Raw genomic sequence first — 24,958 nt, forward strand, 5'->3', positions numbered from 1 at the left:
AGCCTCTTACTTGTTTTCGTTGACGGGTGGAGGCGGAGGAGGCGTCGAAGGCCTGCCGGTTTGCGGGGTCTGGTCGAGCTTGGCGTTTGCAAGACCGAGCAGTGAGCCGGCATAGGCGCCGGGCGATCCGATTGCTTTTTCCCTTGCTGCCGAACCGACTGCGCTGCTCGCGCCGCCGATGCCAGCTTCCATGCCGCGCATGGCGGCAGAGCCAAGTGACGCTCCCCCTGCCCTTGCGGCGCTCGCCGCCTGAAAACCTTTGCTGGCAGCGCCTGCCGTGAGGAAGGCGGCGCCAGCCGCGAACGAAGCCGCCTGCCCGCCATGCCGGATCGCCTCCATGCCGCCCGAGACCGATGCTCCCTGGACGACGCCCTGGATGATCGGCGGGACATACATGGCGATGATGAACACGACGACGGAGCCGGCGATGCCGATTGTGGTGATGAACTGGTCGGAGGTCGCCGTCGGCGCTTCGGCCAGCCCGATCAGGATGTCGGAACCGATCTTGGCGATCATGACCAGTGCCATCAGCTTCATGCCGACGGAGAAGGCGTAGACGAGGTAACGGACCGCGAAATCCTTGGTATAGGAGCTGCCACCCAAACCGAGCATGATCATGCCGGCCAGCAGTCCTACATACATTTCGACCATGACGGCGACGAAGATCGCTGCGACGAGCGAAAAGGCGACGACGACCACGATCATTGCAAAGACGGCGGCGATCGCCAGTGCGTTATCCTCCCAAAGCCCGAACTTCGCCTGTTCCGACATTTTGGAGGCTACGCGGATACCGGCATCGAAAATGTTGGCCGGCGAAGCGGAGCCCCCGCCGGCGCCGATCTGGAACAGGCTGTCCACCACCGCCTTCGCGAGCGCCGGGCCGCGATCAAGGATGAAGGCGAAGAGACCGATGAACATGATCCGACGCACGAGCTCGGCGAACCACGCGTCGAGGCTTGCCGCATTGATAGCCAGCCACACGGCAGCAATACCGATCTCGATCCCCGCGAGGATCCAGAACAGGGACCGTGCCGCGTTCATGATTGTCGTCTCCCATCCCTTGGCGGCGGTGACGACCTGGTTCTCCAGCGTGGTGAGGACGGAACCCTGTTGGGCAAGCGCCGGCGCTGTCGCAAGAGTCAGGATCGCGATGACGATGAGAGCGGTTTCGAGCTTGCGGGACGGGCAGACGACTACCATCGCGGCTTCATTTCCTGCCCGCCACGCACGTCGCGATCCGGGTCGCCGCCGAAGAAGCGCTCCCGGTGCTCGCGTTGCGCTGCGCCAGAACCGGACGTCCCGGCCGGTGTTTCAGTCGCAGCATCCGGTTGAACCACCACCCAGACAATCACGCCGCCTCCAAAGGCGACCACACCCGCGACGGCGAGGACGATGAGGATGCGCGGGCTCACCAGCGCGGCTCCATCGCCTGGCCGCCGCGAATGTCATTGGTCGGCGCGTTGAAGAATTTTTCGCGTCGGGCCTGGGCGAGGTCTTGTCTCGCCTGTTCCGACTGAAACCATGTTCCCATCATCGTGGTCTGCTGCGACACCAACCCACGCAGCTTCTGCATCTGCGCCACCTGCTGGGTGGCGATCTGGTGCCCCACCTGCAGGGCCTTCATCTGGCCGTCGGCGCTCTCCGACATCGAGCGCAGCGAGGACATGGTGGATTCCTCGCTGGAAAACTGCTCGGCCGTGAGGTTAGCCGCCTTCAGTGTGCCGGCGATCGTGTCGCGATTGGTGTCGGACCAGTTCTGATAGGTCGACGAAAAGCTCGCGCCGTCCGGCAGGTTGCTCTTCATGTCGGCAAAACTCCGGAAGCGCTGCTTCAGGACGTCGTCGATGTTGCCCATCGAAAACGCGACACCCTGCCCTTGCGCGACGATGTTCTGGAGCTTGTTGAGGTCGTTCTCGATCTGGCCCCAGATATGATCCGGAAGCTGGGCGGTATTCTGCAGCAGGTTTTTGTAGATGTTGATCTGGTTCTGGATCTGCTCGGCAAGCTGGCTGATCTGGGTGATCTGATTGTTCACCTGCTCGGCCGACTTGCCGACGAGACTGATGAGTTCCGCATTGTTGGCGAGCTGCGTCCACTCTGTGGCCTGCCCGGTGACACCGCCCGCATATGCCGGAAGCGGAAGAGCGAACGGGATCATGATGGCCGTGATCATAGCGGCGCGCGCCGTTTCAAGCGGCCGGGAAAAGTGTTTCGGCATGGGCGATCCCCCTTTGCTGGAGCCAGTGTTCGGGCCAATCTGCCCCGTATTCGGAATGAAGGGCACGGATGCGCTTCAGATCCTCCTTGCCGGACGCGCCGACGAAGGAGAGCGCCACAGGACCGAGCGACATGTCGAAGAGCCTGCGGCCTTCCGGCGAGGCAACGTAATATTCGCGCTTCGGCAAGGCCGTCGCGACGATCTCGATCTGCCGCTCGTTGAAGCCGATGCGCTCGTAGAACTCGCGCGTCCCCGGCTCGCGGGCCGCACCGTTGGGCAGGCATATCTTGGTTGGGCAACTTTCCTTGAGCACGTCGATGATGCCGGAGCGCTCAGCATCGGAGATCGACTGGGTCGCAAGCACCACGGCGCAGTTGGCCTTGCGCAGCACTTTCAGCCATTCCCTGATCTTGTCGCGGAAGGTCGGGTGACCGAGCATCAGCCAGGCCTCGTCGAGAATGATGAGGCTCGGCGCCCCGTCAGCCGCTTCTCGACACGCCGGAACATATAGAGCAGGACGGGCACGAGATTTCGCTCGCCCAGGTTCATCAGCTCCTCGACCTCGAAGCACTGGAAGGCGCCGAGCGCCAGTCCGTCCTCTTCGGCGTCAAGCAGCTGACCCATCGGGCCGTCGACGGTGTAGTGGTGCAGCGCATCCTTGATCTCGCGCATCTGCACGCCCGAGACGAAGTCCGAGAGCGATCGGCCGCGCGATTCCGCCATCAGGGCCAACTGCCTGGAGATGGCGTTGCGATAGTCGGGTGTAACCGTGACGCCTTGCAGGGCGACGAGCGTCTCGATCCATTCGGTAGCCCAGGCGCGATCCCTGTCCGTCGAGAGTTCGGCGAGCGGGCAGAATGCCAGCCGGGGCGAGGCCCCGTCCCCTTCTCCGGCTCCGTCCCCGCCGATTTCGTAGTGATCGCCGCCGATGGCGAGTGTCAGCGGCAACATCGACCGCCCCTTGTCGAAGGAAAAGATCTGCGCATCCGCATAGCGCCGAAACTGCGCGGCAATCAGCGCCAGCAGCGTTGATTTGCCCGAACCGGTCGGGCCGAAGACCAGCACATGCCCGACATCATCGACATGCAGGTTCAGGCGGAACGGCGTCGAGCCGCTGGCGACCTGCATGAGCGGCGGCGATCCCGGCGGATAGAACGGGCACGGTGCGACGGGGCTTCCGGACCAGACCGAGTTCAGCGGAATGAGGTCGGCGAGATTGCGGGTGTTGACGAGCGGCTCGCGGATGTTGGCGTAGGAGACGCCCGGCAGGCTGCCCAGATACGCATCGGTCGCGTTCAGGGTCTCGATCCGGGCGCCGAACCCTTCTGCCTGGATGAGACGACGGATCGCCTCGCACTTTTCCTGGAGGCGCGGTTGCTGGTCGTCAAACAGAACGATAACCGGCGTGTAATAGCCATAGGCGACGAGTTGCGACGCGGCTTGAGCGATTGCGTCCTCGGTCTCGGCCACCATCATCATCGCGTCCTGGTCGACCGAGCGGCTCTGGGTCTGGAAAAGCTGATCGAAAAACGGCCTGACCTTCTGCTGCCATTTCTTGCGGGTGCGCTCGAGTTTCTGTCGTGCCTCCTGCTCGTCGAGAAAGACGAAGCGCGAGGACCACCGATAGGTGAGCGGCATCAGGTCGAGACTGTTCAGGATCCCCGGCCAGCTCTCCGCGGCTAGGCCGTCAATGGCGACGACACCGAGAAAGCGGTTCTCGACCGTCGGCGTCAGGCCATGCTGAAGTTCAGCCGTGACAAGCCAGTCGAGGTACATCGGGATATCCGGGAGCCGGACGGGGTGGTTCTCGCCGGTAATGCAGAAGCGGATGAACTGGAACAACTCGTCATAGCGGGCGACCCTGAAGCCCCCGCGTTCTTCGGTTTCCCGCGTTGTCATGCGGCGGATGGAGACGACATTGGCGAGGTACTGTTCGACCTCGCGGATCGAGGTCCGGAAGCTCTCAAGCGCCGTGTCGGCATAGGTAGCCGAACGGCTGGCGGTGTCAGAATAGACGTAGCGCGCCATGCCGGAGCGCCGGGGCTCTGGCGCCCGCCAGGTTAGGATTAGCGCGTGCCGGCTCTCGAAATGCCCGCTCTCCCGCGCGAAATGAGACCTGCGCTCGGTATCGATCGCGCGCGTGACCGGGTCACGGAAATGGCAAGCGTCCTCTTCCGGATAGTCGATCGTCGGAACCCGCAGGGCCTCGACCTGTATCATCCAGCCGGACCCCAGCCGCGACAGGATCATATTGATCTGCCGGCTGACCTCGTTTCGCTCGACGTCTGTCGAGCTTTCGCTGTCCGGGCCGGCAAAATACCAGCCGGCCATCAGCGAGCCGTCCTTCAGCAGGATTACGCCGTTGTCTACGAGACCTGCATAGGGAACCAGATCGGCGAATGATGGGCCGGAATGTCGGAAGGGCTTCAGTGCGACCATGTTCACCCCCTCAGAACTTGCGCCACGGCGTCGAGGTGGGCCGGTAGAGGGATCGATAGGACACGTGCCGCAGATAGACGCGGCGCATCAGCGGATCGGCCTTCGCCATCATGCGGAGGGCGGCGACCGCGGCCAGCCAGAGGGCCATACCGAACAGCGCGGCGTACCAGGTCAGCACCACGAAGATCAGGATCGCGGCGGCAAGGCCTGTGAGCAACACCAGTTCGCGGTCGGCGCCCATCAGCAGGTTCGGGCGTGATAGCGCCCGATGCACCCGCGAACGGGCAAGGTTGGAGCCTGGCTCAGCCATGAGCCCCCTCCCCTTCCGGTCGAAGTGTTGCCCACAGTTCGACGATCCCAGACCCGGTCCGGGCCTCGATCTCTCCGATAGAAGCGCCGGTCGCTCCAAACAGTGCAACGATCTGGGTCGCGCCGAGCAACACGCCGCCAACAAGGGCGACATAGCAAAGCCTCCTGGCGAAGTCGTTGAGTTCGCCACCGAAGATCAGCATGCCGCCGGCGATGGCGACGGCCGCGAGCGCGATGAAGCCGGCAACCGGCCCGGTGATGGATTGCTGGATCTGTTGCAGCGGAGATTCCCACGGCAGACTACCGCCCGAAGAGGCGAATGCCGCATCTGCCAAACCGATGCAGGAGACGGCGGCGAATGCCGCAAGTGCAATAGTAATACTGGTCTTATGCGACATGGCTATCCTCATCGATCTGGGCGTAGTGTTCGGTCCGGTAGCGGGAGTTGGTGAAGCCCTCGACATGGATGACCTCGCGGACCCGCCTCCCCTTCCCCGTTCGTTCTATCGACACGATCAGGTCCACTGCCTCGCCGATCACTTCCTGCATCGGCTGTTGGCTCACTTCCGCGGTCAGTTGCTCGAGCCGGCGGAGAGCCGACATCGCCGTGTTAGAATGAATGGTGGTGACCCCGCCGGGATGCCCTGTATTCCATGCCTTGAGCAGCGTGAGCGCCGCCCCGTCGCGGACCTCTCCGAGGATGATGCGATCGGGCCGCAAGCGCATCGTGCTCTTGAGAAGCCGGGCCATATCGATCGTGTCGCTTGTATGGAGCGCCACGGCGTTCTCGGCCGCGCACTGAATCTCGGCCGTGTCCTCCAGGATGACAATCCGATCGTCCGGCGCATTCCCGACGATTTCGGCTATGACTGCATTGGCGAGCGTCGTTTTGCCCGAGCCCGTGCCTCCCGAAATCATGATGTTCATGCGAGACGCGATTGCGCTGCGCAGAACCGAGGCCTGCGCCTCGGTCATGATCTTTTGCTTCACATAATCGTCGAGCGGGATCAGGCGCGACGCGCGACGCCGGATCGTGAAACTCGGTCCGGAAACAACCGGTGGAAGCAGCCCCTCGAAGCGGTGGCCGCCGATTGGCAATTCGCCGGAGATGATCGGTTGCTGGTCGTCGGCCTCGGATTGCAGTACGTGGGCGACGCTGCCAATGATCACTTCCGCTGCGGCGGGGCTGAGGTGGCCTGCGGGGGCAACCCCATGACCCAGGCGCTCGATGAAGAGCTTGCCATCGGGGTTGAGCATGATCTCGACGACTGTCGCATCATCAAGCGCGACACAGAGCTGATCACCGAGAGCGTCCTGCAGTTTGCGCACGAGACGCGAATGGGAGCGCAACTGGGTCACGCGACGCTCCTGATCGAGGCTGCATCGATCCTCGGGATCGAATGATATTCCGGTGGGCAAACATGCTCGAAGCTGGCACGATCGGCCCGCAGGCTTCCCGCGATGGCGATGGTGTTGCCGATTGCGACCGGTTGGCCGAGCCGTCGCATCGGCCATCCGGCGCGCTTCAGGATGCGCTCGAAACGAAGATCGGTTGCCGTGACGATCTCGCTGTAGCCGCTCGCCATCGACCATTCGATGATGCCGGCGAACAGGGTGAGCGTGGCCAGATGCAGTTGGCTTGCATCCCTCCGCGAGGCAAGCGCGGTATCGACACAGAAACGCGAGCTCTCCACCATCCCGGAATGCGCGACGAGTGAGCCCGTTTCGAGGAGTTGGGGAAAAGTCCGCTCCAGCATCGTGGGGCCGGCAGCCGGAAGAAGACGGGCGCAACCTGCGACAAGTCCACTATCGGTAATCGCCAGAAGGTAGGTCGGCTTGTAACCATCGTACTGGTCGCGCTCTTCCTCGGCTGTTATGGAGACCTCCCATTCCAGGCGGACGCCGAACACCGTCGCGCGAAGACGGTGCATTTGTTTGAGGAAGCTTCGATTACGTTCGTATTGGTCCGGCGAGACTGTCAGTATCCGCATCATGATCTCCGCATGAACAGGTCATGCGGACAGAAATCATCTCACGGCGCGTTTGCCTACGTGCAGATTTGCACCTCAGGTGATTCTACCGAGTCGGCGTTCCAAGGCGCGAAATGCGAGCGGGTGAGGCCGGCCAGACACCAACAAGGTTGTGCAAATCTGCACTTGGTGCCACGTCGCACAGAAGAAGAGAATCGGTCTAACTCACAGATAGCATTTGAAGAATCGGCATTTAGTGTGATTTCGATTGAAACGGGCGTAACCTTTCATTAACCAAAAACGTCTTGCAACCTCACCCGCGTTAGGTAATCGTCACGGATAAATGGCAATACGCGCCAATTAACCGTGACAAGAGATTACACCGTGAGCAAAGCCGCTGCCATATCCCGAAATGATCGCCCGTCGGTAGATATTACCATTGGTGAGCATGCTGAGCAGCTCAGCTCTCAGCTTCAAGCGATGAGCGAGGCTTTGTTTCCTCCGACGTCGCACAAGAGCTTGCGCAAATTCACCTCGGGTGAAGCCGCACGCTTGATGAAAATATCTGACTCAACTCTTCGAAAGATGACACTGGCTGGCGAAGGGCCGCAGCCTGAACTCGCCAGCAACGGACGGCGCTTTTACACCCTCGGTCAGATAAACGAAATCCGGCAGATGCTTGCCGGCTCGACTCGAGGACGTGAAAGCATTGATTTTGTGCCTCATCGTCGCGGTTCTGAGCATTTGCAAGTCATTGCCGTAACCAACTTCAAAGGTGGATCGGGGAAGACGACGACGTCCGCTCATCTTGCACAGTATCTGGCGTTGCAAGGTTACAGGGTTCTCGCAGTGGATCTTGATCCGCAGGCTAGTCTTTCAGCACTCCTCGGCGTTCTGCCAGAAACTGATGTCGGTGCAAACGAAACGCTCTATGCGGCTATTCGGTATGACGAGACACGTCGTCCGTTGCGAGATGTGATCCGACCGACGTATTTTGATGGTCTTCACCTTGTTCCTGGAAATCTCGAGCTTATGGAGTTCGAGCATACCACCCCGAAAGCATTGACTGACAAAGGTACGCGCGACGGATTGTTCTTCACTCGCGTGGCCCAAGCCTTTGATGAGGTCGCCGACGATTACGATGTCGTGGTCATCGACTGCCCTCCTCAGCTTGGGTTTCTGACTCTCAGCGGGTTGTGTGCTGCAACATCAATGGTAATCACCGTACATCCTCAGATGCTGGATATCGCTTCCATGAGCCAGTTTCTCCTCATGACACGCGACCTTCTGGGTGTCGTGAAAGAGGCGGGGGGCAATCTCCAGTACGATTTCATACGCTATCTCTTGACGCGCTATGAACCCCAGGACGCGCCGCAGACGAAAGTGACGGCACTGCTGCGCAACATGTTTGAGGATCACGTCCTTACAAATCCCATGGTCAAGTCGGCAGCGGTATCTGATGCCGGTTTAACCAAGCAGACGCTCTATGAGATAGGGCGAGAGAACCTTACGCGGTCGACATACGACCGGGCGATGGAATCTTTAGATGCGGTGAATTCGGAGATCGAGGCTTTGATCAAGATGGCGTGGGGGCGGGTCTAATGAAAGGCTTAGCGTTCCTCACAGATCTGTTGGGAGCTCCCAACCGAGAGGTGTTGAGTCGCCCCCTGGACATGGGGCACTGGAGAAGCCGGGGTAATTTGAAACAACGACGCACGCCCATCGCTAATTGGCCAGGGTGTAGTTGTCTTTTCTTGTTGGGAGCTCCCAACCAAGCGCATTTGCAATCAAAAATGCGACGCCACGACGCCAAACCCAAGAGGCCTATATCATGAGCCGCAAAGACGCAATCGATACTTTGTTCCTCAAGAAGCAGCCTGCGACCGATAGAACAGCAGTCGACAAATCCGCCGTTCGTGTCCGTACCGGAGCGATTTCGGCCATGGGTTCGTCTTTGCAAGAGATGGCCGAGGGAGCAAAAGCTGCAGCTCGGCTGCAGGATCAACTGGCTGCGGGCGAAGCCGTCGTGTCCCTGGATCCATCCATGATCGACGGGTCGCCGATCGCGGATCGGCTTCCCGCGGACGTGGATCCGAAATTCGAGCAGCTTGAGGCGAGCATTTCGCAGGAGGGGCAGCAGGTGCCGATTCTTGTCAGACCGCATCCTGAGGCTGCCGGTCGATATCAAATCGTATATGGAAGGCGGCGACTGCGCGCGGCAGTAAATCTGCGCAGAGAGGTTTCTGCAATTGTCCGAAATCTCACGGACCGTGAACTGGTCGTGGCCCAGGGACGCGAAAATCTTGACCGTGCTGACCTCTCGTTCATTGAGAAGGCTCTTTTCGCCCTGCGCCTCGAAGATGCGGGTTTTGATCGGGCCACTATCATTGCCGCGCTTTCCACTGACAAGGCCGACCTCAGCCGCTACATAACGGTAGCCAGGGGCATACCGCTGAACCTCGCCACACAAATCGGTCCAGCATCGAAAGCGGGTCGATCGCGTTGGGTCGCACTTGCCGAGGGGCTTGGGAAGCCTAAAGCAACGGACGCAATCGAAGCGGTGCTTGAGTCAGAGCAGTTCAAGCACTCCGATAGCGATACCCGCTTTGCCCTCATTTTCAACGCCGTTTCAAAGCCGCCCGCTAAGGCTCCAAAAAAGGTAAGGGCCTGGAGCACGCCAAAGGGGAAAAAGGCTGCGACGATCCGACAAGAAACCGGACGAACGGCTCTGGTTTTCGACGAGAGACTGGTGCCAACTTTTGGCGAATATGTCGCTGACCAGTTGGATAGTCTGTACGCCCAATTCATTGAAACAACCGGAGGAGGCAAGCGCGACCACTAGCCAGGGTTTCATCCAATTCAAAGCTTCGCTCGATTGAGATGGACTGGCTCTCACCGCAAAAGAAAAAGGCCCCCGAAACGGCGTTCCGGAAGACCTTCTCTGTAGTCTCGCAGCTAAGAGAATCGCATTTCCAGAAATCGTAGTCAAGGGTCCCGTAAGGGAAAGCGTCATTTCGACGGGCGGATTTCTATTGCCTAACAAAAGGTAAAAGGAAATGCAGACGCATATCTCAACGACGTCCTTTGGCCGGCGGCCGATGACACTCGGCCATCTTGCAAGCCAGATGGCCGCAAAAGCGGTCGCATCAGACGCTGTCGCCAACAAATGGCAGGTCTTCCAGCACATCCGTGAATCCCGGGAACTGATCGGAGCCACGGACCGCTCACTCGCGATCCTGAACGCGCTGTTGACGTTTTACCCGGAGACCGCCTTGACTGGTGGCGCCGAACTGGTCGTATGGCCTTCTAACGAGCAGCTGATGGCTCGCGCCAACGGCATGCCCGCCACGACACTACGCCGGCATCTTGCCGTACTGGTTGATTGCGGGCTCATCATTCGCCGCGACAGTCCCAACGGCAAGCGGTTCGCCCGCAAGGGAAGGGGAGGGCAGATCGAGCAGGCCTACGGCTTCGATCTGTCGCCGATCGTAGCGCGGGCCGAAGAGTTCCGAGATTTGGCCCAGGCGGTGCAAGCTGAAAAGAAGGCTTTCCGGGTCTCCAAGGAACGGCTGACTCTACTTCGCCGCGACATCGTCAAAATGATCGAGACTGGCGTCGAAGAAGGCGTTCCCGGAGACTGGGGAAGAGTTACACAGACCTATCAGGGGATCATCGGCCGCTTGCCGCGCTCTGCACCCCGGCAGCTTGTCGAGAGTATTGGTCACGAACTTCAGGACCTCTGCACCGAGATACGTGACGTATTGGAATCATTTGCAAAAGCAATGAAACTGGACGGCAATGAGTCCCATTTCGGTCGCCACAAACAGAATTCAAAACCAAACTCTAAATCTGAATCTGAATACGGCTCTGGAAAAAAAGTAGACGCGGGCGGCAGCGTTGCGGAAACCGACAACGTGCGGAGCTTGCCGAAACGCGAGTTGCCTTTGGGAATCGTGCTGGATGCCTGCCCCGAAATGCAGGAACTGGCCCAGGGAGGGACAATCCGGCATTGGCGCGACTTACTGGTGGCGGCTGAACTTGCCCGGCCGATGCTGGGGATTAGTCCGAGCGCCTGGCGGGAGGCCCGCGAAACCATGGGTGAGCAACACGCGGCGATCACGCTCGCATCGATCTATCAGCGGGCCGGTCAGATCAACAACGCAGGCGGTTATCTGCGCAGCCTGACCGATCGGGCCAAGGACGGAAAGTTTTCAACCTGGCCGATGGTCATGGCGTTGCTCCGGGCGAAGCTGGACGAGCAGAAGAATGCAGCCGGCGCTGGAAAGCCGCGAACTGATCAGGAGGTCGAGGATGACAGCCGCCTCCACGTATCGGAATCGCTGCTGAAAAACCTGCGAAAGCCGAGATCATGGTGATCCCCTCGCTATTCAGCCGCCGCGATGTCGACCTCGGTGATCAACCCGGAACGTCGGGCGCGATCGATCAGGTTCTTGACGGACGAGGGCGACCATTTGGATCCACCGCGCGGCGTGCGTTCGTGCAATCTTTCAAGCTGGACAGCGATCTCACGAAGCTTGAGGTCCGGGTTCGAAGAATGAATGCCAGCCACAAGCGTCATCAGGCGGTCTTCGGGAAGACGGGGCAGAGATTTTTTCAGCAGCGCCGGATCCGCCATGCGTTCAGACACCATCCACTTCACAGCTCGGCGAAGACGTTCTGGCGTCCATTCGAGGCCGCGCTGCTTGAGCACTCGTGCGATGTCGTCCCATGTGTGATCCGGCCGCATGCGCCGAACGGTCGGAAGCCATTGGTTCGCCGAGGCCTGGATGCGATCGCCATATGCCGCTTTCTGGGCCGCGGTCATCCTGGCCAACACCTCGGGGCGTTTTTCCCGGATGCCGGGGTTGCCGGAAAGCTTTCCCTTGGACTTGGCTGCCCGGATACCCGCCTTCGTTCGTTCGGAAATGAGCGCGCGTTCGAGCTGCGCCACGGCGCCGAGAACCTGAAGGGAAAACATTCCCTGCGGCGTCGACGTGTCGATGGGATCGCGCAGCGACCGGAAATGAGCGCCCTTCGCCGTCAGATCCTCGATCACCTCGAGCAGATGACTGACCGAGCGCGCCAGCCGATCAAGCCGTACAACAACAAGCGTGTCGCCAGCGCTAATCTCCCGAAGCAGTTTGGAGAGAGCAGGGCGGGCACGCGAGGCCCCGGATCCGTGTTCTTGGACGATCATATCGCACCCCGCCGATCGCAAGTCGATTTCCTGGGCTTCCGTCGCCTGCTCGTCCGTAGAGACGAGTGCATAGCCGATCAGCCGGCCCTGTGGTCGACGGGAAGCCCTGTTCTTGGTGTTTGCAGCCATTTGTAGTGCCTGAGGAGTGTTGAAGAGCGCGTTTCCAAACGTAGAGGATAAGGATAAACGACCAGTTGCAAGCGCGTTTTATAGGGTAAATGCAGCCCCACCAGACTCGAAACACGGCCTCGAACGGGCATCCGGCCGTAACCAGCGTGAAACGCGCCCTGGCGGTCATCTGTGGCGGAAATGCCTGAAACTAAGGAGTTTGGAGGAAGGGAGGGATAAGAGGCTGTCGCCTGAGATAATGATTACAGAGAAATCTGCGTTCGACCGGGAGGGGAGGGTGGCCGTGAGCGGCCATTATAACAGTCCATGTTCCACCGATCCTCGCCGAAATCATCCTAGAAGGCCGGAAAACCAGGCGTTTACGGTCATCCTGTCAGTTGACCGTTTTTCGCGAGACTGGAGTTCATTTGGTTCCAAAGGATTAGCCGATTCAGATTTCGTGAGACCGTTTCGGTTTCGTTGAGACTGAACTGTCACGCGATTCAGATATGGTGAGATTACCTCGATATGCCAGGCGCGTGAAGGCTATGCGACGTGATCAGCTCAACGAAGTCGAATGGCAAAAAGTGCTTCGGCATGCGGACGTTCTGCGGCGTCTACCGCAGCGTCCCACGGCCGGGGACGTCGCCGATGCGATGGTGGAGCTTGCAGTCAGCCGTGCGACCCTGTTCCGCTGGCTGAAGCGGTTCAGGGCTGAGGAGCGTGTCGCGGCGCTCATTCACCGGAAGTCGGGGCGACGCGGGGGCATCGACGCCTTTGATCCCGCGCTGAAGACAATCGTCGATCGCAACATTACGACGTTCTATGCCATGCCGGAACGGCCGACGTTAACTCGGCTACGAAAGCACATCGTTGCCGACTGTCGCGCAGAGCAGTTGCCGCCACCGTCGATCAGACGCCTGAAGGGCTATCTTGCGACCCTGGATGTGGAGGCCATGACGCGCCGCCGCGAGGGGAAAGCGCGGGCTGATGCGAAGTTTCTGGCGTTACCCGGCGAGTTTTCAGCTCAGCGTCCGTTGCAGGTGGTCCAGATCGATCACACGAAGGTCGACGTAACGGTAGTCGATCCAATTGAACGGCAGCCGATTGGCCGGCCAATACTGAGCATTGCCATCGATGTTTGCACGCGAATGGTGCTGGGGTTCTATCTTTCCTTAGAGGCGCCGTCGGTGACATCTGTGGCACTTTGCCTGACGCACGCGATCATCGATAAGGCCCGGTGGCTGGAGGATCGCGGGATAGCCCTGGAGTGGCCCACAAGCGGCTTGCCAGAATGCATTCATGTCGACAACGGCGCCGAATTCCATGCGCGCGCGTTCAAGCGGGGCTGCGACGACCATAACATCATCGTCTCCTACCGACCGCCAGGAACGCCCCGGTTTGGCGGACATATCGAACGCCTGATCGGCACGATGATGGGCGCGGTACATCTGCTTCCCGGCACGCATTTCTCCAATGTGCTTGAGCGGGGCGATTACGATCCCGAGGCGCGGGCGGTGATGACAATGCGGGAGCTTGAGGCCTGGCTGGCGTTGGAGATCATCGCCTACCATTCCGACCTGCATCGCGGCATTGGCCGACCGCCAGTCGCGGCCTGGAATGAAGCCATATCCGACTATCCTCGGCGGCAAGTCCTTGACCCGCTTGCTTTCCTGATCGACTTCCTGCCGTTCGAAGCACGTGTGCTGCGGCGAACCGGTATCCACTTCAACAACATCTGCTACTGGTCTGACGGCTTTGCACCTTGGATCGGCCGGTGCGAGGACAAGGTTCTGGTCAAATATGACCCGCGGGATCTCCATCGGGTCTTCGTCAAGCTGGGCGACAACTATCTGATGGTGCCAACGCGTAGTCCTGGACGCCCCGCCATCACGCTGTGGGAGCAGAAGGCGGCGATCCGCGTGCAGCGAGCCCGCGGCCGCCACGAGATCGATGAAGAGACGATTTTCCAGACTATCGCTGCGCAACGTGCACTTGTCGATCAGGCGAGCCGGGAAACCACCCAAACACGCAGATGGCGTGCGCGGCGTGCTCATCTGCAGGAAAGGCCCGCAATCTCGCCAAGCGTGCCAATGGACGAACCGGTGATTGCCTTACCGCATTTTCCGGTGGAGGTGTGGGAATGACGGCCTGTTCGCACCTTGATCCCGCTGTACAGGCCCATGCCAGCATGCCGGATCGAGAGCGCATCGAGCATATGAGGGTAGACCGGTGGATCGATTATCCGCGTGCCCGACAGGCGCTCGACAAACTTGAGGAACTTCTTTTGTTTCCCAAGCGTGCCCGCATGCCGAACCTGCTGATCTTCGGGGCGTCTGGCATGGGCAAGACAATGATCATTGAGAAGTTCGTCCGCGCGCATCCTCCGAGCTTCGATGAAAGTAGTGGCATCCACCATCGGCCCATCATTGCCGTGCAGATGGTCGCCTCGCCGGACGAGGGCCGCTTCTATCATCGCCTGCTTTCGGTGATCGGCGCCCCGCCGCCGACACGAGCCACGATCGGACAGCTGGAAACGCAAGCGCTCCGACTGCTGCAGGAAACCGCGCCCTGCATGCTGGTCATCGACGAGGTCCAGAACCTGATTGCCGGTACCTATCGCGAGCAGCGCCGGATGCTTAATCTGTTGCGCTTCCTCGGCAACGAGTTGCGCATTCCGCTCATCTGCCTCGGCTCTCACGAAGCACGGGATGCGATCCGGGGAGACGCCCATCTCAACAGCCGCTTCGAGCCTTATGGCCTGCCACCTTGGCGGCACGACGCCGACTTTCATGGATTGGTAGGAGGCCTTCTGCGGTCGTTGCCACTGCGCTTGCCGTCCGAGCTTACGGACAGCGCGCTCAAACGCCTGGTCGAGGTCAATAGCGGCGTCACGGCATCGATATTCCGAATGGTGATTGACCTTGCCGTGCAGGCCGTCCACACCGGAACCGAGCGGATTACGCCAGCCGCGATCCTCGATCACCGCGTCGCCGTGCCGCCGCCCTTCGTTACGGCCTGAGCCATGAGAGAGGAGGGGAGAACGCCGCTTCCGATCGTACCACCGCCCTTGCCGGAGGAGCGGTTGAGCTCCTGGAGGGCATCGCGTTGGTTTCCCGCTGAACAACGGTTGGCGTGAACAGGGACAGAACACTCAGGCTGCCCGCGCTCCGTCAGAGATGACAAGTGTTTTCCGGGACCTGCTTTTGGCGGCCTGCTCCCAGAGGAAGTCGCCGGAGAATGCGATATGCTCCCATCCGACGGGTGAGGTATGTGCCATCATCGCGTCATCCACGATCTTACCGGTCGAACGTATATGCGCAAGGGCGTCGGCCATATAGGTCGAATTCCAGTACACGATCGCGGCGATGACGAGGTTAAGGCCGGACGCGCGGTACTGTTGGGCCTCATGGCTGCGATCGATGATACGGCCCTGCCTGAACGTGCAGATAGCCTGCGTAAGGACATGACGCTGCTCACTTTTATTCAGGCCAGCCTGGCAACGCTGGCGCAGTGCCGGATTCTCCAGCCAATCCAGCATGAACAGGGTTCGCTCGACCTTGCCGATTTCCTGAAGGGCGACATCGAGTTGGTTCTGACGCTCGTACGCAGCAAGTTTTCGCAGCATGGCCGAAGGTGCGACGTGACCCGATTTCAGAGAGGCAACGAGCCGCAGGACATCATCCCAATGCTCTCGGATGATGTCCGCGCGGACCCTCTTTCCGAGAAGGGGCGCTAGGTGCGGATAGCTGCCGGTCGGCTCGATCGGAATGAGACGTCGATCCGGGAAATCGCGCAGCCGCGGGCAAAACCGGAAGCCCAGAGCAGTGCAGAGAGCGAAGACGTGATCGGTGGCTCCGCCAGTGTCGGTGTAGTGCTCCGAGATATTGAGACTCGTGCCATGATGCAGCAAACCGTCGAGGACATAGGGCGCTTCATGCGTAGCGGCCGAGATGACCTTCACGTGGTAAGGGCCATGCTGATCCGATACATGGGTATAAAAGCCGAACCCCGGATCGACGCCGTATCGGGCATTCACATCACCGCCGGTTTTTGCACGCTTTCCACCCCGGAAGAATTGACCGTCTGAGCTTGAAGTCGTGCCATCGCCCCAGACCGACGCGATCGGCAGCTGGTGGTGCGCATCGATGATCGTTGATAAGGCGGCGGTATAAGTATCGTCCCGAATGTAGGCGTCCTTGGTCCATATCAACTGATCTCGGGTGATGCCTTCGCTGGCGCGGGCCATGCGGGAGAGGCCGAGATTGGTGGCATCGGCGAGGATTGCGGCCAGCATTGCACTGTCGTTCGGGCATGTCTGTCCCGTCCTCAGGTTCGTAAACGCTCCAAGGAAGCCGGTCTGACCGGCGACCTCGTGCAGCAACTCGGTGATCCGTATGCGCGGCATCATACCTTCGATTTGGCTGACCAGAGTTTCCGCACTCGCGGGCACCACTGATTTCAAAGGAGTGATGCTCAGGCGGCTTCCATCGAAGTTGACGCCTTCAACCTGATTTTTCTGGAGACGTTTTGAGAACCGCTTCAGCCGCCAGTCCAGTTCCCGGCCCCGCTGCTCCAGCCAATCGTCAGCAGATGCGGGCAGCCCTAAATCTTTGACGACTGGCGCCGCCATTTGCGGAGGCAGGAGATAGCTGTCGAAGCGGCGATATGACGATGAGCGCTCTACCCAGACGTCGCCCGACCGCAGCTTATTGCGCAGATGCGCGAGTGTCGCGACCTCGTAGAGCTTACGATTGATCTTGCCGTCCGCGCCGACCACGATCTTCTGCCAATCCTTTTTGAACGGCATAGGCGCGTCGGCAGGTAATTCGCGTTTTCCCGTTCGATGAGCCTCTCTAAGCACCCTGACAGCGGAAACGGTCCGCGCGCTGCCTCTTCCGGCCTTGAACTCAAGCGCCTCGATCAGGGCCGGCGCAAATTTTCGCAATGTCGCGTATCGGTTAGCGGCAACAATCAGCGGATCCTGATCCGCAGTGTCCGCTATTTCTGCCACCTCTTGGCGCGCTCGCAACAGGTTTGCCCAGCCGACCGATGCATTGATGGTGTCGATCGGATCGCTGTCAGTCTCGATGGCATCCGCCAACGCGTCAATTGTGCCTCGAAACAGGCGCATCAATCGCGACACATCCTTGGCTGTCGCCTCGTATCTTCGGGCCTTGGCGTTCTTGGCGCGGGTGAACATAGAACCGATCAGCTTGTCCGCCATATCGATTGCGGCATCTGTCAAGCGCTCTTCGGCGTCGATCAGGAATGCTACCAATGTCGCTCGTCGTCGTGAAAGGGTGTAGCGCTCGATCATATAGGACGGCGACATACGCCCTTCACGGACAAATTGGCGATACCGGTCGGGATGCAGGGCCATACTGTTGGCTGCCGGAATGCCGATCGCCCGGACAAAGGACAAACGTTCCAGAATATCGCGAACGTTGTCGGCCTTCGCAGCAACGGGCATGGCCTTCAGCCACGCCAGAGACGACAGGCCAGTCTTCGAACCAATCTGAACGAGGCTATCGAGCATGCCGAGCTGATGGGAACTTAAGCCCCTGATAAGCTCCTGGCTGGCATGTTTACGAGCTCGCGCCCTTCCGGCAATTCCTGCTCTCTCGATTGTCGAAATGGTGGGAAGCACGATGCCCGCCTGCCGCAATGTCGTGACAATGTGAATCGCGATCGGCATTCCCTTATCTGTCGCCGTCGCGGCGACCGCTCCCGCTTCGATCATCGTAGGGATATCACCGCGTTCGGCCGCCCGCATGCCCATCATCTGCGCTATTTCACGCGCATGGTCCGTCATCGTCTGGCTTCGAAGAAGGCCATAGCTGGCTAGATCGTCAGGTCGAACGTCGATCTGCTCTGCCACGAAGGAAACCATTGAAGCCGGGATCGTGCCAAGGATTCGAGCCAAAGGCACACCTGGATGACGAAGGGTACAAAGCTGTAAGGCGAAGCCAAGCTTATTGTGATCCTCGCGCCGATACCGGATCAGGTCGAGATCATCTGGCTCAAAGGTGTAGAGGCGAGCCAGGCCGTCTCGGTTTTCAGGAATGGATAAGAGCTGTCGCCGTTCATGCTCGGTCAGAAGTTCATGTTTGCGCATCTCTACCCCTAAATCGTCCACAAAAGGCCCTGATAATCTATGGACAGCAGGGAATAAAGAGACGTATTCTATGGACGATTTTTCAGTGTCGGAATGAGGATGACTGCCACCGTCCACAGAACGGCCGTTTCGGAGACGCTATCATGGGGGCAATCCTCGGCTATGCACGTGTCTCGACCGGCGATCAGGATGTCGCGGGTCAGACGCTACGCCTTGAGCATGCCGGTGCAATCAAGGTGTTCACCGACGTGAAGTCCGGAAAGAGCATGGACCGGCCTGGTCTCACAGACCTGATTGCCTATGCTCGCGCTGGCGACACACTGGCGATCGTTCGGCTCGACCGCCTTGGCCGGTCGTTGGCTGAACTGCTCGAAATCGTGAAGATGCTCCGCGAGCGCCAGATCGACCTGTTGAGCCTGGAGGAAAAGATCGATACGTCTTCCGCCTCCGGCGAGCTTATCTTCCACGTATTCGGCGCCATCGCTCATTTTGAGCGACGGCTGATCTCGGAGCGGACGAAGGACGGTATCGCCGCAGCAAGGGCGAAGGGAAAGAAGCCTGGTCGCCAGCCACTTGACCTGAAGAAAGTCGAAGCCGCCATTAAACTCATCGAAGCAAAAACGTCGCCAACAGAAGCTGCACGGCAACTCGGGCTCGGGCGATCAACCATATACAGGGAAATGCGTCGCCTAGGTCTCAGCCGCCCTGCGTAAACGTCGTTTCGATCCGTCGCTATCGTAAGCGATACGTCTCCTACCAGAGTTGCAAATGCGGCAGTCCCTCGCGGTTGTATGCTGCCAACACAGTGTTGTGCATTAGAACCATAATCGTCATTGGCCCAACGCCTCCGGGTACTGGTGTAATGGCACTGGCTCTCTCAAGAGCGGCTGAGGAATCCACATCACCCAGCAGCCGCTTTTTGCCATCCAAAACTGCTTTCGTGGTTCCCACATCGATCACCGTTGCCCCTGGCTTGATCCAATCACCTTTGATCATCCCGGCTTGGCCCGCCGCTGCTACCACGATATCCGCCTGACGCACTTTGTCAGCAAGGTTTCGCGTTCGAGAATGCGCCATTGTTACCGTGCAGTTCGCTCCCAACAATAGCTGTCCCATCGGCTTGCCGACTAGGATAGAGCGACCGATAACGATTGCATCGAGCCCTGTTAGATCGCCCAGTTGATCACGAAGCAGCATCAGGCACCCGAGCGGGGTACAGGAGACCAGCCCAGGTCGCCCGGAGACCAGACGACCGGCACTTTCGGGGTGGAGACCATCAACGTCCTTATTCGGATCGATTGCCTGAATAACCGCCAACTCATCAATGTGAGCGGGAAGCGGCAACTGTACGAGTATGCCGTCTACCTTATTATCGGCGTTCAATTCTTTGACGAGTTCCAAGAGTTCGTCCTGGCCCGTCTCGGCGGGAAGAATATGCTCGAAGCTGGCCATGCCGAGCTCCCGGGTCTTCCGCCCCTTGCTTCGGACATAGATTTCGCTGGCCGGATCACTGCCAACAAGTATCACTGCCAGACCCGGCACGCGTCCGGTCTTTTCTATAAAAGCTGGGACGGCGGCAGTTATTCGGTCTGCCAGCCCGTCAGCATAGGCTTTTCCATCAATGATTTTCGCGCGCATATGGGCTCTCTCTTAAGAAAGTGATCGGATTGTCCGACGGCCCAGGCGAACGGCGCATGTTTCGTGCGCTCCCCGGTGGTCCTCCACCTCAAATCGCCAGTTGCGCACGCCTCAACTTAAGCGGCTCCAAACTTCACGTCAAAGTCAAAATTCGGGTCCCAGTTGTTTCGGAGGTCGCAATTTGTTCACTCGTAGCGTTGTTTGGCGGGAAAGCAGCGCGACGCCCTCTAGTTGATCGCGTATCGCTTGAGCTTGCTCGGACGCCATCTCATCATAGTTCGGATTTCCTGACGTTATTCCGTCGATAAATCGGCGGAGCGCGTCCTCTGTGCCTGCTCCAGGTAGATTATTCTTGATGCGACGCTCAAGCGCAGTGATCAGTTGGTCTGCTGTTTTTTTATCGATACGTTTCCAATGTCTTTCAAAGCCATCCTGGTGCAGAATGAGCTCTGTCACTTGATCACGTGAATTGGTGATGAAGCTTACTTGAGCGTGAACAACAGTTGTAAAAAACTTTTTGTCACTTTCCGCGAAGATTTCTATGGGTGCTTGCCCTGTGATTTGGCTGAAAAATCTTCCGCCTTCGCGATAGATTTTAAAGAGGATGCCCGGTTCCAGCTGATAATAACCCACGAACTTATCGAAACGTTGAGAAGCGAACGGAATCGCGGTTCGCGGCGCGGATTGCTCCGCTAATTTTTGGCTGCGTTCATCTGTTGAAATCCCCAAACTGTCGGCGTTGTTTTGGTTGGATGCCGCGCCATTGCGTTCTCCCTGGATCTTCGCCGATAAGGTGTTCCAATCGGGGAGCCCAAGCATCTTCGAAACGAGCTCGAGGCTTTCACTATGACTGATCGTAAGGTCTTTTATGGCAAGAGAATCGCGTAGAGTCCGAGCCATGACTTTTGCTTCACGGTAATCGCGCATAGACGTGTCCTTTGCATGAGCGAACCAAGAGCGCCAGATGGTTGCGTTAGCTGACTTAGTCGCTCGGGCAAAGGGAAAGCCGTCGAGGCGTGATACGTTCACCATTCCCTCACGGGAGCAACCAGCAGGTCGTATCAACCTTTGCTGATGCTGTATCAGGGCGAAAACAGAGTCAACTACGGAGTTGCCTGCAGTTTATTAAATCCAAGGCTAGAGAGCATATCCCTATTGTGAACACGCCCTGCTAGGCGGCCCGCATCATCCTGCCGGCAAGCCGTAAGGATCTGAAGCTTTCGGGAATTTGCTGCTCGGTGTCCCAGGAATAGATGCTGGTCAGGTTGATATGCTCCTATCAGCTTCGCATCAGCTGACGGGAAGGGTCTTGCCTGCCTTACACGATGATCAGCAAGCATCAGCGAGTGATGAAGGAGGGGTGTGCTGCTTTGTGAGATGGGCTTTCGACTTGGACGGTCTGAAGTCGACACCTTCGCAGGATCCAGACACTCGAACATGGAAGAGCTGCGCATCAACGTGTTGAAGGTGCAATGGCGGTTTGCCTTTGCCTTCGATCCGGAGCGAAAGGCTGTGGTTCTCTGCGGTGGTGCGAAGAGCGGTGTGAGCCAGAAGCTCGTCCACAAGCGGCTGATCGACCTGGCGGACAAATGGTATGACGAGCACATGAGCGCGTTGGATAAGAGACATAGCTGATGTCGATAAGTGGTACAGACGCTTCCTGAAGATCAACAGCGCGCCGTTGCGAAGCGCACCGACGAGCTTGTTGCGGCGCACAATCTACGGAAACTGGGGGCATTTGCTGGACGGACGCAGGAAGATGTGTCTGCTGGGACAGGTTTCAAGCAGACCAACGTCTCAAGACTGGAGAAGCGCGCCGATATGAAGTTGTCGACCCTTCGCGATTATGCCGAATCCCTTGGCGATACGTTGAAGATCGTTGCTGATGTTGCGGGCGAGAAAGTTGATCTTTCCAGCATCGCTGAGCGCTCTCGCCCCGGTTCGCAGGTCTGAGACGGCTCGCCGGGTGGGGGAGGGAACTATAGCCCAGCGGCTTTGGTCAGATTGACCCTGAAGCGATCCCTTCTCCGCTGGTACCTGCGGGTCATCTCGGCTGAGGCATGACCGAGTTGCTTCTGGATATAGCGTTCGTCGACTTCGGCGGAGGAGGCGAGACCGGCGCGCAGGGAATGGCCGGAGAATTTGAAGGCGCGCTCGATCTCGCTGAGATCGCCGCGAACCCCGGCAGCCATGGCAGTCCGCTTCACCAGCCTTGCCACTTCCTTATCGTTCAAGCGTTCTGGGCCAACGGACTTGCCTTGTCCGGTGACGCGGCGGAACAGGGGGCCATGGGCAAGCCTGGCAAAGGTGATCCAGGTTTGAACAGCCACCACCGGGCAGGTGGTGTCGGAGGAGCCACGGCCGATCTCGACCTCGCGCCAGCCGGTCTTGCCGCGCAGGGTGACGAGCATGCCCTTGTCGAATATTTCGATCCAGCCGCGCCCGTCTTCGGTCTGGTCAGCCTTGATGTCGAGCCCGACAATCTCGGACCGCCGCAGGCCACCGGCATAGCCGATCAGCAGCATGGCCCGATCGCGCAGGCCGCGCAATGTTCCTCGATCGAGTGTCTCGATCATGGCGATAATATCCTCGGCCAGCACCGCTTCCTTCTGCACGGGTGGGCGTGCGTGGCTGTTGCGAATGCCGGCCATGACGGTGGCGATATGCCGATCCTTGCGATCGAGCATCAGCCCGCGTTGCGCGTAGTTCCAAGACAATGAGGAGAGGCGACGCTCAACGGTCGAGACAGCATTTGCCTTGGCGCCAGGTTTCGATGTGCCAAGTGCCGGTGTGCCAAGTGTCGGCGTGCCAACGGTCTCGCCTGAGGCACAGGCGGTGATATAGAGGCCAACGGTCTGTGGGTCCGGGGGGAGGGGAGCCAAATTCAAACGCCGGCACCAGGCGCTAAAATGCTTCCAATCGGAGGCATAGGCTTTTCGGGTATTGGCAGAACTTGCCGCCGCCACATAGTCGCGGGCGCGGTCCGCCAGGCTGGCAAGATGCGTTGGCATCTGCTCGTCGGTGGAGGAGAGGGGAGGGGCCTGCATCGAGGTGCCAGCGGCCGACACCTGCGGCGCGCAAACATCACCCTCAGCCGCCGTGCTGAGCGACGGCGCGCCGCTCTCCTGGAGGGGAATATCGGTGTTTTGCGCGATGATTTGGGCCATTTCTTTATAATGCGCATAATGTCCGATAATGCAATCTTATCGGACATTATTTAATGCCGACAGGCTGTGCGGTTCTAGTCAAATGTAATGGCACAAACCGCGCAGATGATCTATGCTCCGGAGCATGGACTCGATCACCAAAGAGCAACTTCCATCACCGACATGGTCGGCTCACCTGCCGGGATGGACGCTCGCACGCGGCCGTGATATCGACGAAATGGATGCCGTCTTCGCCGCCGGTATCGCGCTGAAATCCCTCGACGATTTGATCCGCGCCGATCCTCCATGGCTCGGCTGCTGGCGCGATCGCCTGGCCCTTAAATCAGCTGCTGTCGCGGCCCGCATGCTCGGTCGGAATGAAGACGAAGATGCGCTGCGCGATGCCGTTTTGCTGACACCCGTGGATGGCGATCCGGGACCGGCCGGAAAGCTTTTTCTGGCCACACGAATGCTGGCACGTCCAACAGCCGCGCCGGGTACTGCATTCGTCGGGGAATTAGCCGAGCTTCTGTCTATCCGATCGGACACAGATCCGTCCTCAATCGCGGATCTCGCCGATGTGGCAATCCAGTCAGCGCGCGCAGCCCCCCTTTCTGTTGCTGATCTGGTATGCGCGATCATGGCGTTTCGTCCAGACGCTGAGATCCTGGCTCTGGCTTTGGCAGACATCGTGCTGGCCCGGAAGCTGAAATGGGCGAAACCCGTGCCGCTGTTGCTACCTGTACGGTTCGGGTCTGCATTCCGCACCATAGGCGGAAGAGGCCGAGTGCGGCCGGGTGAGCCAGCATATCCGAGAGCAATCTGCTTGGCGGTGGTCAGCAGCGCCGAGGCGGCGCTCCAATCTGCCGCCGACATTGATCGCCGTGCCGCTCGTTTGATGGCAGCAGTGCCAAAGGTGAGGACCAAGGGGGGCGATGCGGTTATCCAAAAGCTACTTAATGAAGACGCGCTTCCGGCCTCGGCGCCAGGTTGTAATCTGTCACGCTGGGCAGCCACCCGACTGTTTGAGCGACTGGAGGCTTTCGAGGCTGTACGAGAAGTTTCCGGCCGCTCATCATTCCGCATGTACGGGTTATGAAGATGGCAAGATCCTTGGAAACTCGAACCAAAAGGCGGCCATCGCGAGATCGAAGACAAGACGTTCTCTTTGATCGCGAGCTTGAGGATTTGCCGTCGGAGTTGCGGTGGCGAGAATGGATGCTGCGGGTCGAGGCGGTAATCTTCGCTTCTGCTGAGCCAGTCAGCCGGGAGATGCTGGCGGCTGTGGTTGGCAGGGACTGCAGTATTGATTTGCTGATTGACGACCTTTCCAACGAGCTTAGAGACCGACCATACGAATTGGTTTCGGTCGCGGGTGGCTGGCAGCATCGCACCCGACCACGGTTTGCTGAGACAATTCGCATTTCGACTGCTCCGGCGAGATCGATTGCAGCATCGCTGTCCGAGACCGAGACAATGGTGTTGACGGCGGTGGGATATTTTCAGCCGATCACCCGGGCCGAACTGTCGGAGATTTTCGGCAAGGAGGTCAGTCGTGACACGATCGCCGGCCTGCGCGATGCGGGCTTTATCCTCTCAGGGCCGAGAAGTCCGACACCCGGTGCGCCTTACACCTATGTGACAACACCCCGATTTTTGTCTGTGTTTGGCTTTGAGACCCTGCGTGACCTTCCCAACATCGAGGCACTTGAGGATGCTGGACTTCTGAGCAGGCGAGGCGCGTTCGATGCCACCAACAAAGATCTCGCCGACCTCACTTCCGGCGGACGGGACGACGATGATGCCGATTGACGC

At 59.2% G+C, this 24,958-nt stretch carries 22 protein-coding genes, 1 pseudogene and 1 riboswitch; of the genes and pseudogenes, 10 read left to right on the plus strand and 13 right to left on the minus strand.

Annotated features, from left to right (window positions below; translation table 11 throughout):
* Nucleotides 1–6: 6 nt before the first annotated feature.
* From trbL to V6582_RS27220, 8 genes and pseudogenes are all read right to left on the minus strand, one after another.
* Nucleotides 7–1,200 carry a P-type conjugative transfer protein TrbL gene (trbL, locus tag V6582_RS27185; protein ID WP_156634826.1) on the minus strand — a complete coding sequence of 398 codons (1,194 nt, stop codon included), beginning with the start codon at nucleotides 1,198–1,200 and terminating at the stop codon, nucleotides 7–9.
* On the minus strand, nucleotides 1,194–1,412 hold the full coding sequence (gene trbK / locus V6582_RS27190) for an entry exclusion protein TrbK (RefSeq protein WP_070149682.1): 219 nt from the start codon (nucleotides 1,410–1,412) through the stop codon (nucleotides 1,194–1,196). Before trbK ends, trbL begins: the two co-directional genes overlap by 7 nt.
* The gene (trbJ, locus tag V6582_RS27195; RefSeq protein ID WP_233741847.1) at nucleotides 1,409–2,173 is read right to left on the minus strand and encodes a P-type conjugative transfer protein TrbJ; all 765 of its coding nucleotides are present in this window, start codon (nucleotides 2,171–2,173) and stop codon (nucleotides 1,409–1,411) included. Before trbJ ends, trbK begins: the two co-directional genes overlap by 4 nt.
* 16 nt (nucleotides 2,174–2,189) lie before the next feature.
* A pseudogene (locus V6582_RS27200) lies at nucleotides 2,190–4,657 on the minus strand (conjugal transfer protein TrbE).
* A gap of 10 nt (nucleotides 4,658–4,667) precedes the next feature.
* Nucleotides 4,668–4,967 carry a conjugal transfer protein TrbD gene (locus V6582_RS27205; RefSeq protein ID WP_070149679.1) on the minus strand — a complete coding sequence of 100 codons (300 nt, stop codon included), beginning with the start codon at nucleotides 4,965–4,967 and terminating at the stop codon, nucleotides 4,668–4,670.
* Nucleotides 4,960–5,364: a conjugal transfer pilin TrbC gene (trbC, locus tag V6582_RS27210; protein WP_070149678.1), complete on the minus strand. Its 405-nt coding sequence runs from the start codon at nucleotides 5,362–5,364 to the stop codon at nucleotides 4,960–4,962. Before trbC ends, V6582_RS27205 begins: the two co-directional genes overlap by 8 nt.
* Nucleotides 5,354–6,325 (minus strand): P-type conjugative transfer ATPase TrbB, encoded by a 972-nt coding sequence (trbB, locus tag V6582_RS27215; protein WP_070149677.1) that lies wholly within the window; start codon nucleotides 6,323–6,325, stop codon nucleotides 5,354–5,356. Before trbB ends, trbC begins: the two co-directional genes overlap by 11 nt.
* Nucleotides 6,322–6,957, minus strand: a complete 636-nt coding sequence (locus V6582_RS27220; protein WP_070149676.1) for an acyl-homoserine-lactone synthase — start codon at nucleotides 6,955–6,957, stop codon at nucleotides 6,322–6,324. Before V6582_RS27220 ends, trbB begins: the two co-directional genes overlap by 4 nt.
* 363 nt (nucleotides 6,958–7,320) lie before the next feature.
* On the opposite strand from V6582_RS27220, the gene repA reads away from it, so the two are divergent.
* The 3 genes from repA (at nucleotide 7,321) to repC (ending at nucleotide 11,312) form a co-directional block, all read left to right on the plus strand.
* On the plus strand, nucleotides 7,321–8,538 hold the full coding sequence (repA, locus tag V6582_RS27225; protein WP_070149690.1) for a plasmid partitioning protein RepA: 1,218 nt from the start codon (nucleotides 7,321–7,323) through the stop codon (nucleotides 8,536–8,538).
* Between the two features lie 229 nt (nucleotides 8,539–8,767).
* Nucleotides 8,768–9,778, plus strand: coding sequence for a plasmid partitioning protein RepB (repB, locus tag V6582_RS27230; protein ID WP_070149675.1), 1,011 nt, complete (start codon nucleotides 8,768–8,770; stop codon nucleotides 9,776–9,778).
* Between the two features lie 214 nt (nucleotides 9,779–9,992).
* Nucleotides 9,993–11,312, plus strand: coding sequence for a plasmid replication protein RepC (repC, locus tag V6582_RS27235; RefSeq protein ID WP_156634825.1), 1,320 nt, complete (start codon nucleotides 9,993–9,995; stop codon nucleotides 11,310–11,312).
* A gap of 8 nt (nucleotides 11,313–11,320) precedes the next feature.
* Here repC and V6582_RS27240 read toward each other — a convergent pair whose 3' ends face one another.
* The gene (locus tag V6582_RS27240) at nucleotides 11,321–12,262 is read right to left on the minus strand and encodes a recombinase family protein (protein ID WP_070149673.1); all 942 of its coding nucleotides are present in this window, start codon (nucleotides 12,260–12,262) and stop codon (nucleotides 11,321–11,323) included.
* Between the two features lie 527 nt (nucleotides 12,263–12,789).
* Here V6582_RS27240 and V6582_RS27245 point away from each other — a divergent pair.
* Nucleotides 12,790–14,388: a Mu transposase C-terminal domain-containing protein gene (locus V6582_RS27245; protein WP_156543680.1), complete on the plus strand. Its 1,599-nt coding sequence runs from the start codon at nucleotides 12,790–12,792 to the stop codon at nucleotides 14,386–14,388.
* Nucleotides 14,385–15,263, plus strand: coding sequence for a TniB family NTP-binding protein (locus tag V6582_RS27250; protein WP_156543679.1), 879 nt, complete (start codon nucleotides 14,385–14,387; stop codon nucleotides 15,261–15,263). Before V6582_RS27245 ends, V6582_RS27250 begins: the two co-directional genes overlap by 4 nt.
* Before the next feature lie 132 nt (nucleotides 15,264–15,395).
* On the opposite strand, the gene V6582_RS27255 is transcribed toward V6582_RS27250, so the two are convergent.
* Entirely contained in the window at nucleotides 15,396–18,359 is a 2,964-nt protein-coding gene (locus tag V6582_RS27255; RefSeq protein WP_156634919.1) for a Tn3 family transposase, read from the minus strand.
* 143 nt (nucleotides 18,360–18,502) lie between these two features.
* Here V6582_RS27255 and V6582_RS27260 point away from each other — a divergent pair, with 143 nt between their 5' ends.
* Nucleotides 18,503–19,072, plus strand: a complete 570-nt coding sequence (locus V6582_RS27260) for a recombinase family protein (RefSeq protein ID WP_045023446.1) — start codon at nucleotides 18,503–18,505, stop codon at nucleotides 19,070–19,072.
* A 40-nt stretch (nucleotides 19,073–19,112) separates the two neighbouring features.
* Here the strand turns inward: V6582_RS27260 and folD are convergent, their stop codons facing one another.
* Both folD and V6582_RS27270 read right to left on the minus strand, forming a co-directional pair.
* Nucleotides 19,113–19,997 (minus strand): bifunctional methylenetetrahydrofolate dehydrogenase/methenyltetrahydrofolate cyclohydrolase FolD, encoded by an 885-nt coding sequence (gene folD / locus V6582_RS27265; protein WP_045023444.1) that lies wholly within the window; start codon nucleotides 19,995–19,997, stop codon nucleotides 19,113–19,115.
* A 32-nt stretch (nucleotides 19,998–20,029) separates the two neighbouring features.
* Nucleotides 20,030–20,111, minus strand: a riboswitch (ZMP/ZTP riboswitch).
* Between the two features lie 30 nt (nucleotides 20,112–20,141).
* Nucleotides 20,142–20,924: a glyoxalase superfamily protein gene (locus V6582_RS27270; protein ID WP_156634431.1), complete on the minus strand. Its 783-nt coding sequence runs from the start codon at nucleotides 20,922–20,924 to the stop codon at nucleotides 20,142–20,144.
* A 450-nt stretch (nucleotides 20,925–21,374) separates the two neighbouring features.
* Between V6582_RS27270 and V6582_RS27275 the strand changes: the two genes are divergently transcribed.
* Together V6582_RS27275 and V6582_RS27280 are read left to right on the plus strand one after the other, a co-directional pair.
* The gene (locus V6582_RS27275; RefSeq protein WP_156634449.1) at nucleotides 21,375–21,632 is read left to right on the plus strand and encodes a type II toxin-antitoxin system RelE/ParE family toxin; all 258 of its coding nucleotides are present in this window, start codon (nucleotides 21,375–21,377) and stop codon (nucleotides 21,630–21,632) included.
* A 9-nt stretch (nucleotides 21,633–21,641) separates the two neighbouring features.
* Complete coding sequence (locus tag V6582_RS27280) at nucleotides 21,642–21,950, plus strand: helix-turn-helix domain-containing protein (protein WP_194415694.1); 309 nt, start codon at nucleotides 21,642–21,644, stop codon at nucleotides 21,948–21,950.
* 26 nt (nucleotides 21,951–21,976) lie between these two features.
* On the opposite strand, the gene V6582_RS27285 is transcribed toward V6582_RS27280, so the two are convergent.
* Entirely contained in the window at nucleotides 21,977–23,164 is a 1,188-nt protein-coding gene (locus V6582_RS27285; protein WP_156634432.1) for a site-specific integrase, read from the minus strand.
* A 112-nt stretch (nucleotides 23,165–23,276) separates the two neighbouring features.
* On the opposite strand from V6582_RS27285, the gene V6582_RS27290 reads away from it, so the two are divergent.
* Both V6582_RS27290 and scpB read left to right on the plus strand, forming a co-directional pair.
* Nucleotides 23,277–24,242: a DUF1403 family protein gene (locus V6582_RS27290; protein ID WP_349509011.1), complete on the plus strand. Its 966-nt coding sequence runs from the start codon at nucleotides 23,277–23,279 to the stop codon at nucleotides 24,240–24,242.
* Nucleotides 24,243–24,244: 2 nt separating this feature from the next.
* Nucleotides 24,245–24,955: an SMC-Scp complex subunit ScpB gene (gene scpB / locus V6582_RS27295; RefSeq protein ID WP_070150021.1), complete on the plus strand. Its 711-nt coding sequence runs from the start codon at nucleotides 24,245–24,247 to the stop codon at nucleotides 24,953–24,955.
* Nucleotides 24,956–24,958 lie beyond the last annotated feature (3 nt).

Source organism: Agrobacterium vitis (assembly GCF_037039395.1).
In the GTDB taxonomy this organism is placed as follows: domain Bacteria; phylum Pseudomonadota; class Alphaproteobacteria; order Rhizobiales; family Rhizobiaceae; genus Allorhizobium; species Allorhizobium vitis_E.

What these genes read in the sequence shown, in the direction of transcription:
- trbL (WP_156634826.1), bottom strand. Translation starts at nt 1,200, where the DNA reads ATGGTAGTCGTCTGCCCGTCCCGCAAGCTCGAAACCGCTCTCATCGTC.
- trbJ (WP_233741847.1), bottom strand. Translation starts at nt 2,173, where the DNA reads ATGATCACGGCCATCATGATCCCGTTCGCTCTTCCGCTTCCGGCATAT.
- V6582_RS27205 (WP_070149679.1), bottom strand. Translation starts at nt 4,967, where the DNA reads ATGGCTGAGCCAGGCTCCAACCTTGCCCGTTCGCGGGTGCATCGGGCG.
- trbC (WP_070149678.1), bottom strand. Translation starts at nt 5,364, where the DNA reads ATGTCGCATAAGACCAGTATTACTATTGCACTTGCGGCATTCGCCGCC.
- V6582_RS27220 (WP_070149676.1), bottom strand. Translation starts at nt 6,957, where the DNA reads ATGCGGATACTGACAGTCTCGCCGGACCAATACGAACGTAATCGAAGC.
- repB (WP_070149675.1), top strand. Translation starts at nt 8,768, where the DNA reads ATGAGCCGCAAAGACGCAATCGATACTTTGTTCCTCAAGAAGCAGCCT.
- repC (WP_156634825.1), top strand. Translation starts at nt 9,993, where the DNA reads ATGCAGACGCATATCTCAACGACGTCCTTTGGCCGGCGGCCGATGACA.
- V6582_RS27240 (WP_070149673.1), bottom strand. Translation starts at nt 12,262, where the DNA reads ATGGCTGCAAACACCAAGAACAGGGCTTCCCGTCGACCACAGGGCCGG.
- V6582_RS27245 (WP_156543680.1), top strand. Translation starts at nt 12,790, where the DNA reads ATGCGACGTGATCAGCTCAACGAAGTCGAATGGCAAAAAGTGCTTCGG.
- V6582_RS27250 (WP_156543679.1), top strand. Translation starts at nt 14,385, where the DNA reads ATGACGGCCTGTTCGCACCTTGATCCCGCTGTACAGGCCCATGCCAGC.
- V6582_RS27255 (WP_156634919.1), bottom strand. Translation starts at nt 18,359, where the DNA reads ATGCGCAAACATGAACTTCTGACCGAGCATGAACGGCGACAGCTCTTA.
- V6582_RS27260 (WP_045023446.1), top strand. Translation starts at nt 18,503, where the DNA reads ATGGGGGCAATCCTCGGCTATGCACGTGTCTCGACCGGCGATCAGGAT.
- folD (WP_045023444.1), bottom strand. Translation starts at nt 19,997, where the DNA reads ATGCGCGCGAAAATCATTGATGGAAAAGCCTATGCTGACGGGCTGGCA.
- V6582_RS27270 (WP_156634431.1), bottom strand. Translation starts at nt 20,924, where the DNA reads ATGCGCGATTACCGTGAAGCAAAAGTCATGGCTCGGACTCTACGCGAT.
- V6582_RS27275 (WP_156634449.1), top strand. Translation starts at nt 21,375, where the DNA reads ATGGGCTTTCGACTTGGACGGTCTGAAGTCGACACCTTCGCAGGATCC.
- V6582_RS27285 (WP_156634432.1), bottom strand. Translation starts at nt 23,164, where the DNA reads ATGGCCCAAATCATCGCGCAAAACACCGATATTCCCCTCCAGGAGAGC.
- V6582_RS27290 (WP_349509011.1), top strand. Translation starts at nt 23,277, where the DNA reads ATGCTCCGGAGCATGGACTCGATCACCAAAGAGCAACTTCCATCACCG.
- scpB (WP_070150021.1), top strand. Translation starts at nt 24,245, where the DNA reads ATGGCAAGATCCTTGGAAACTCGAACCAAAAGGCGGCCATCGCGAGAT.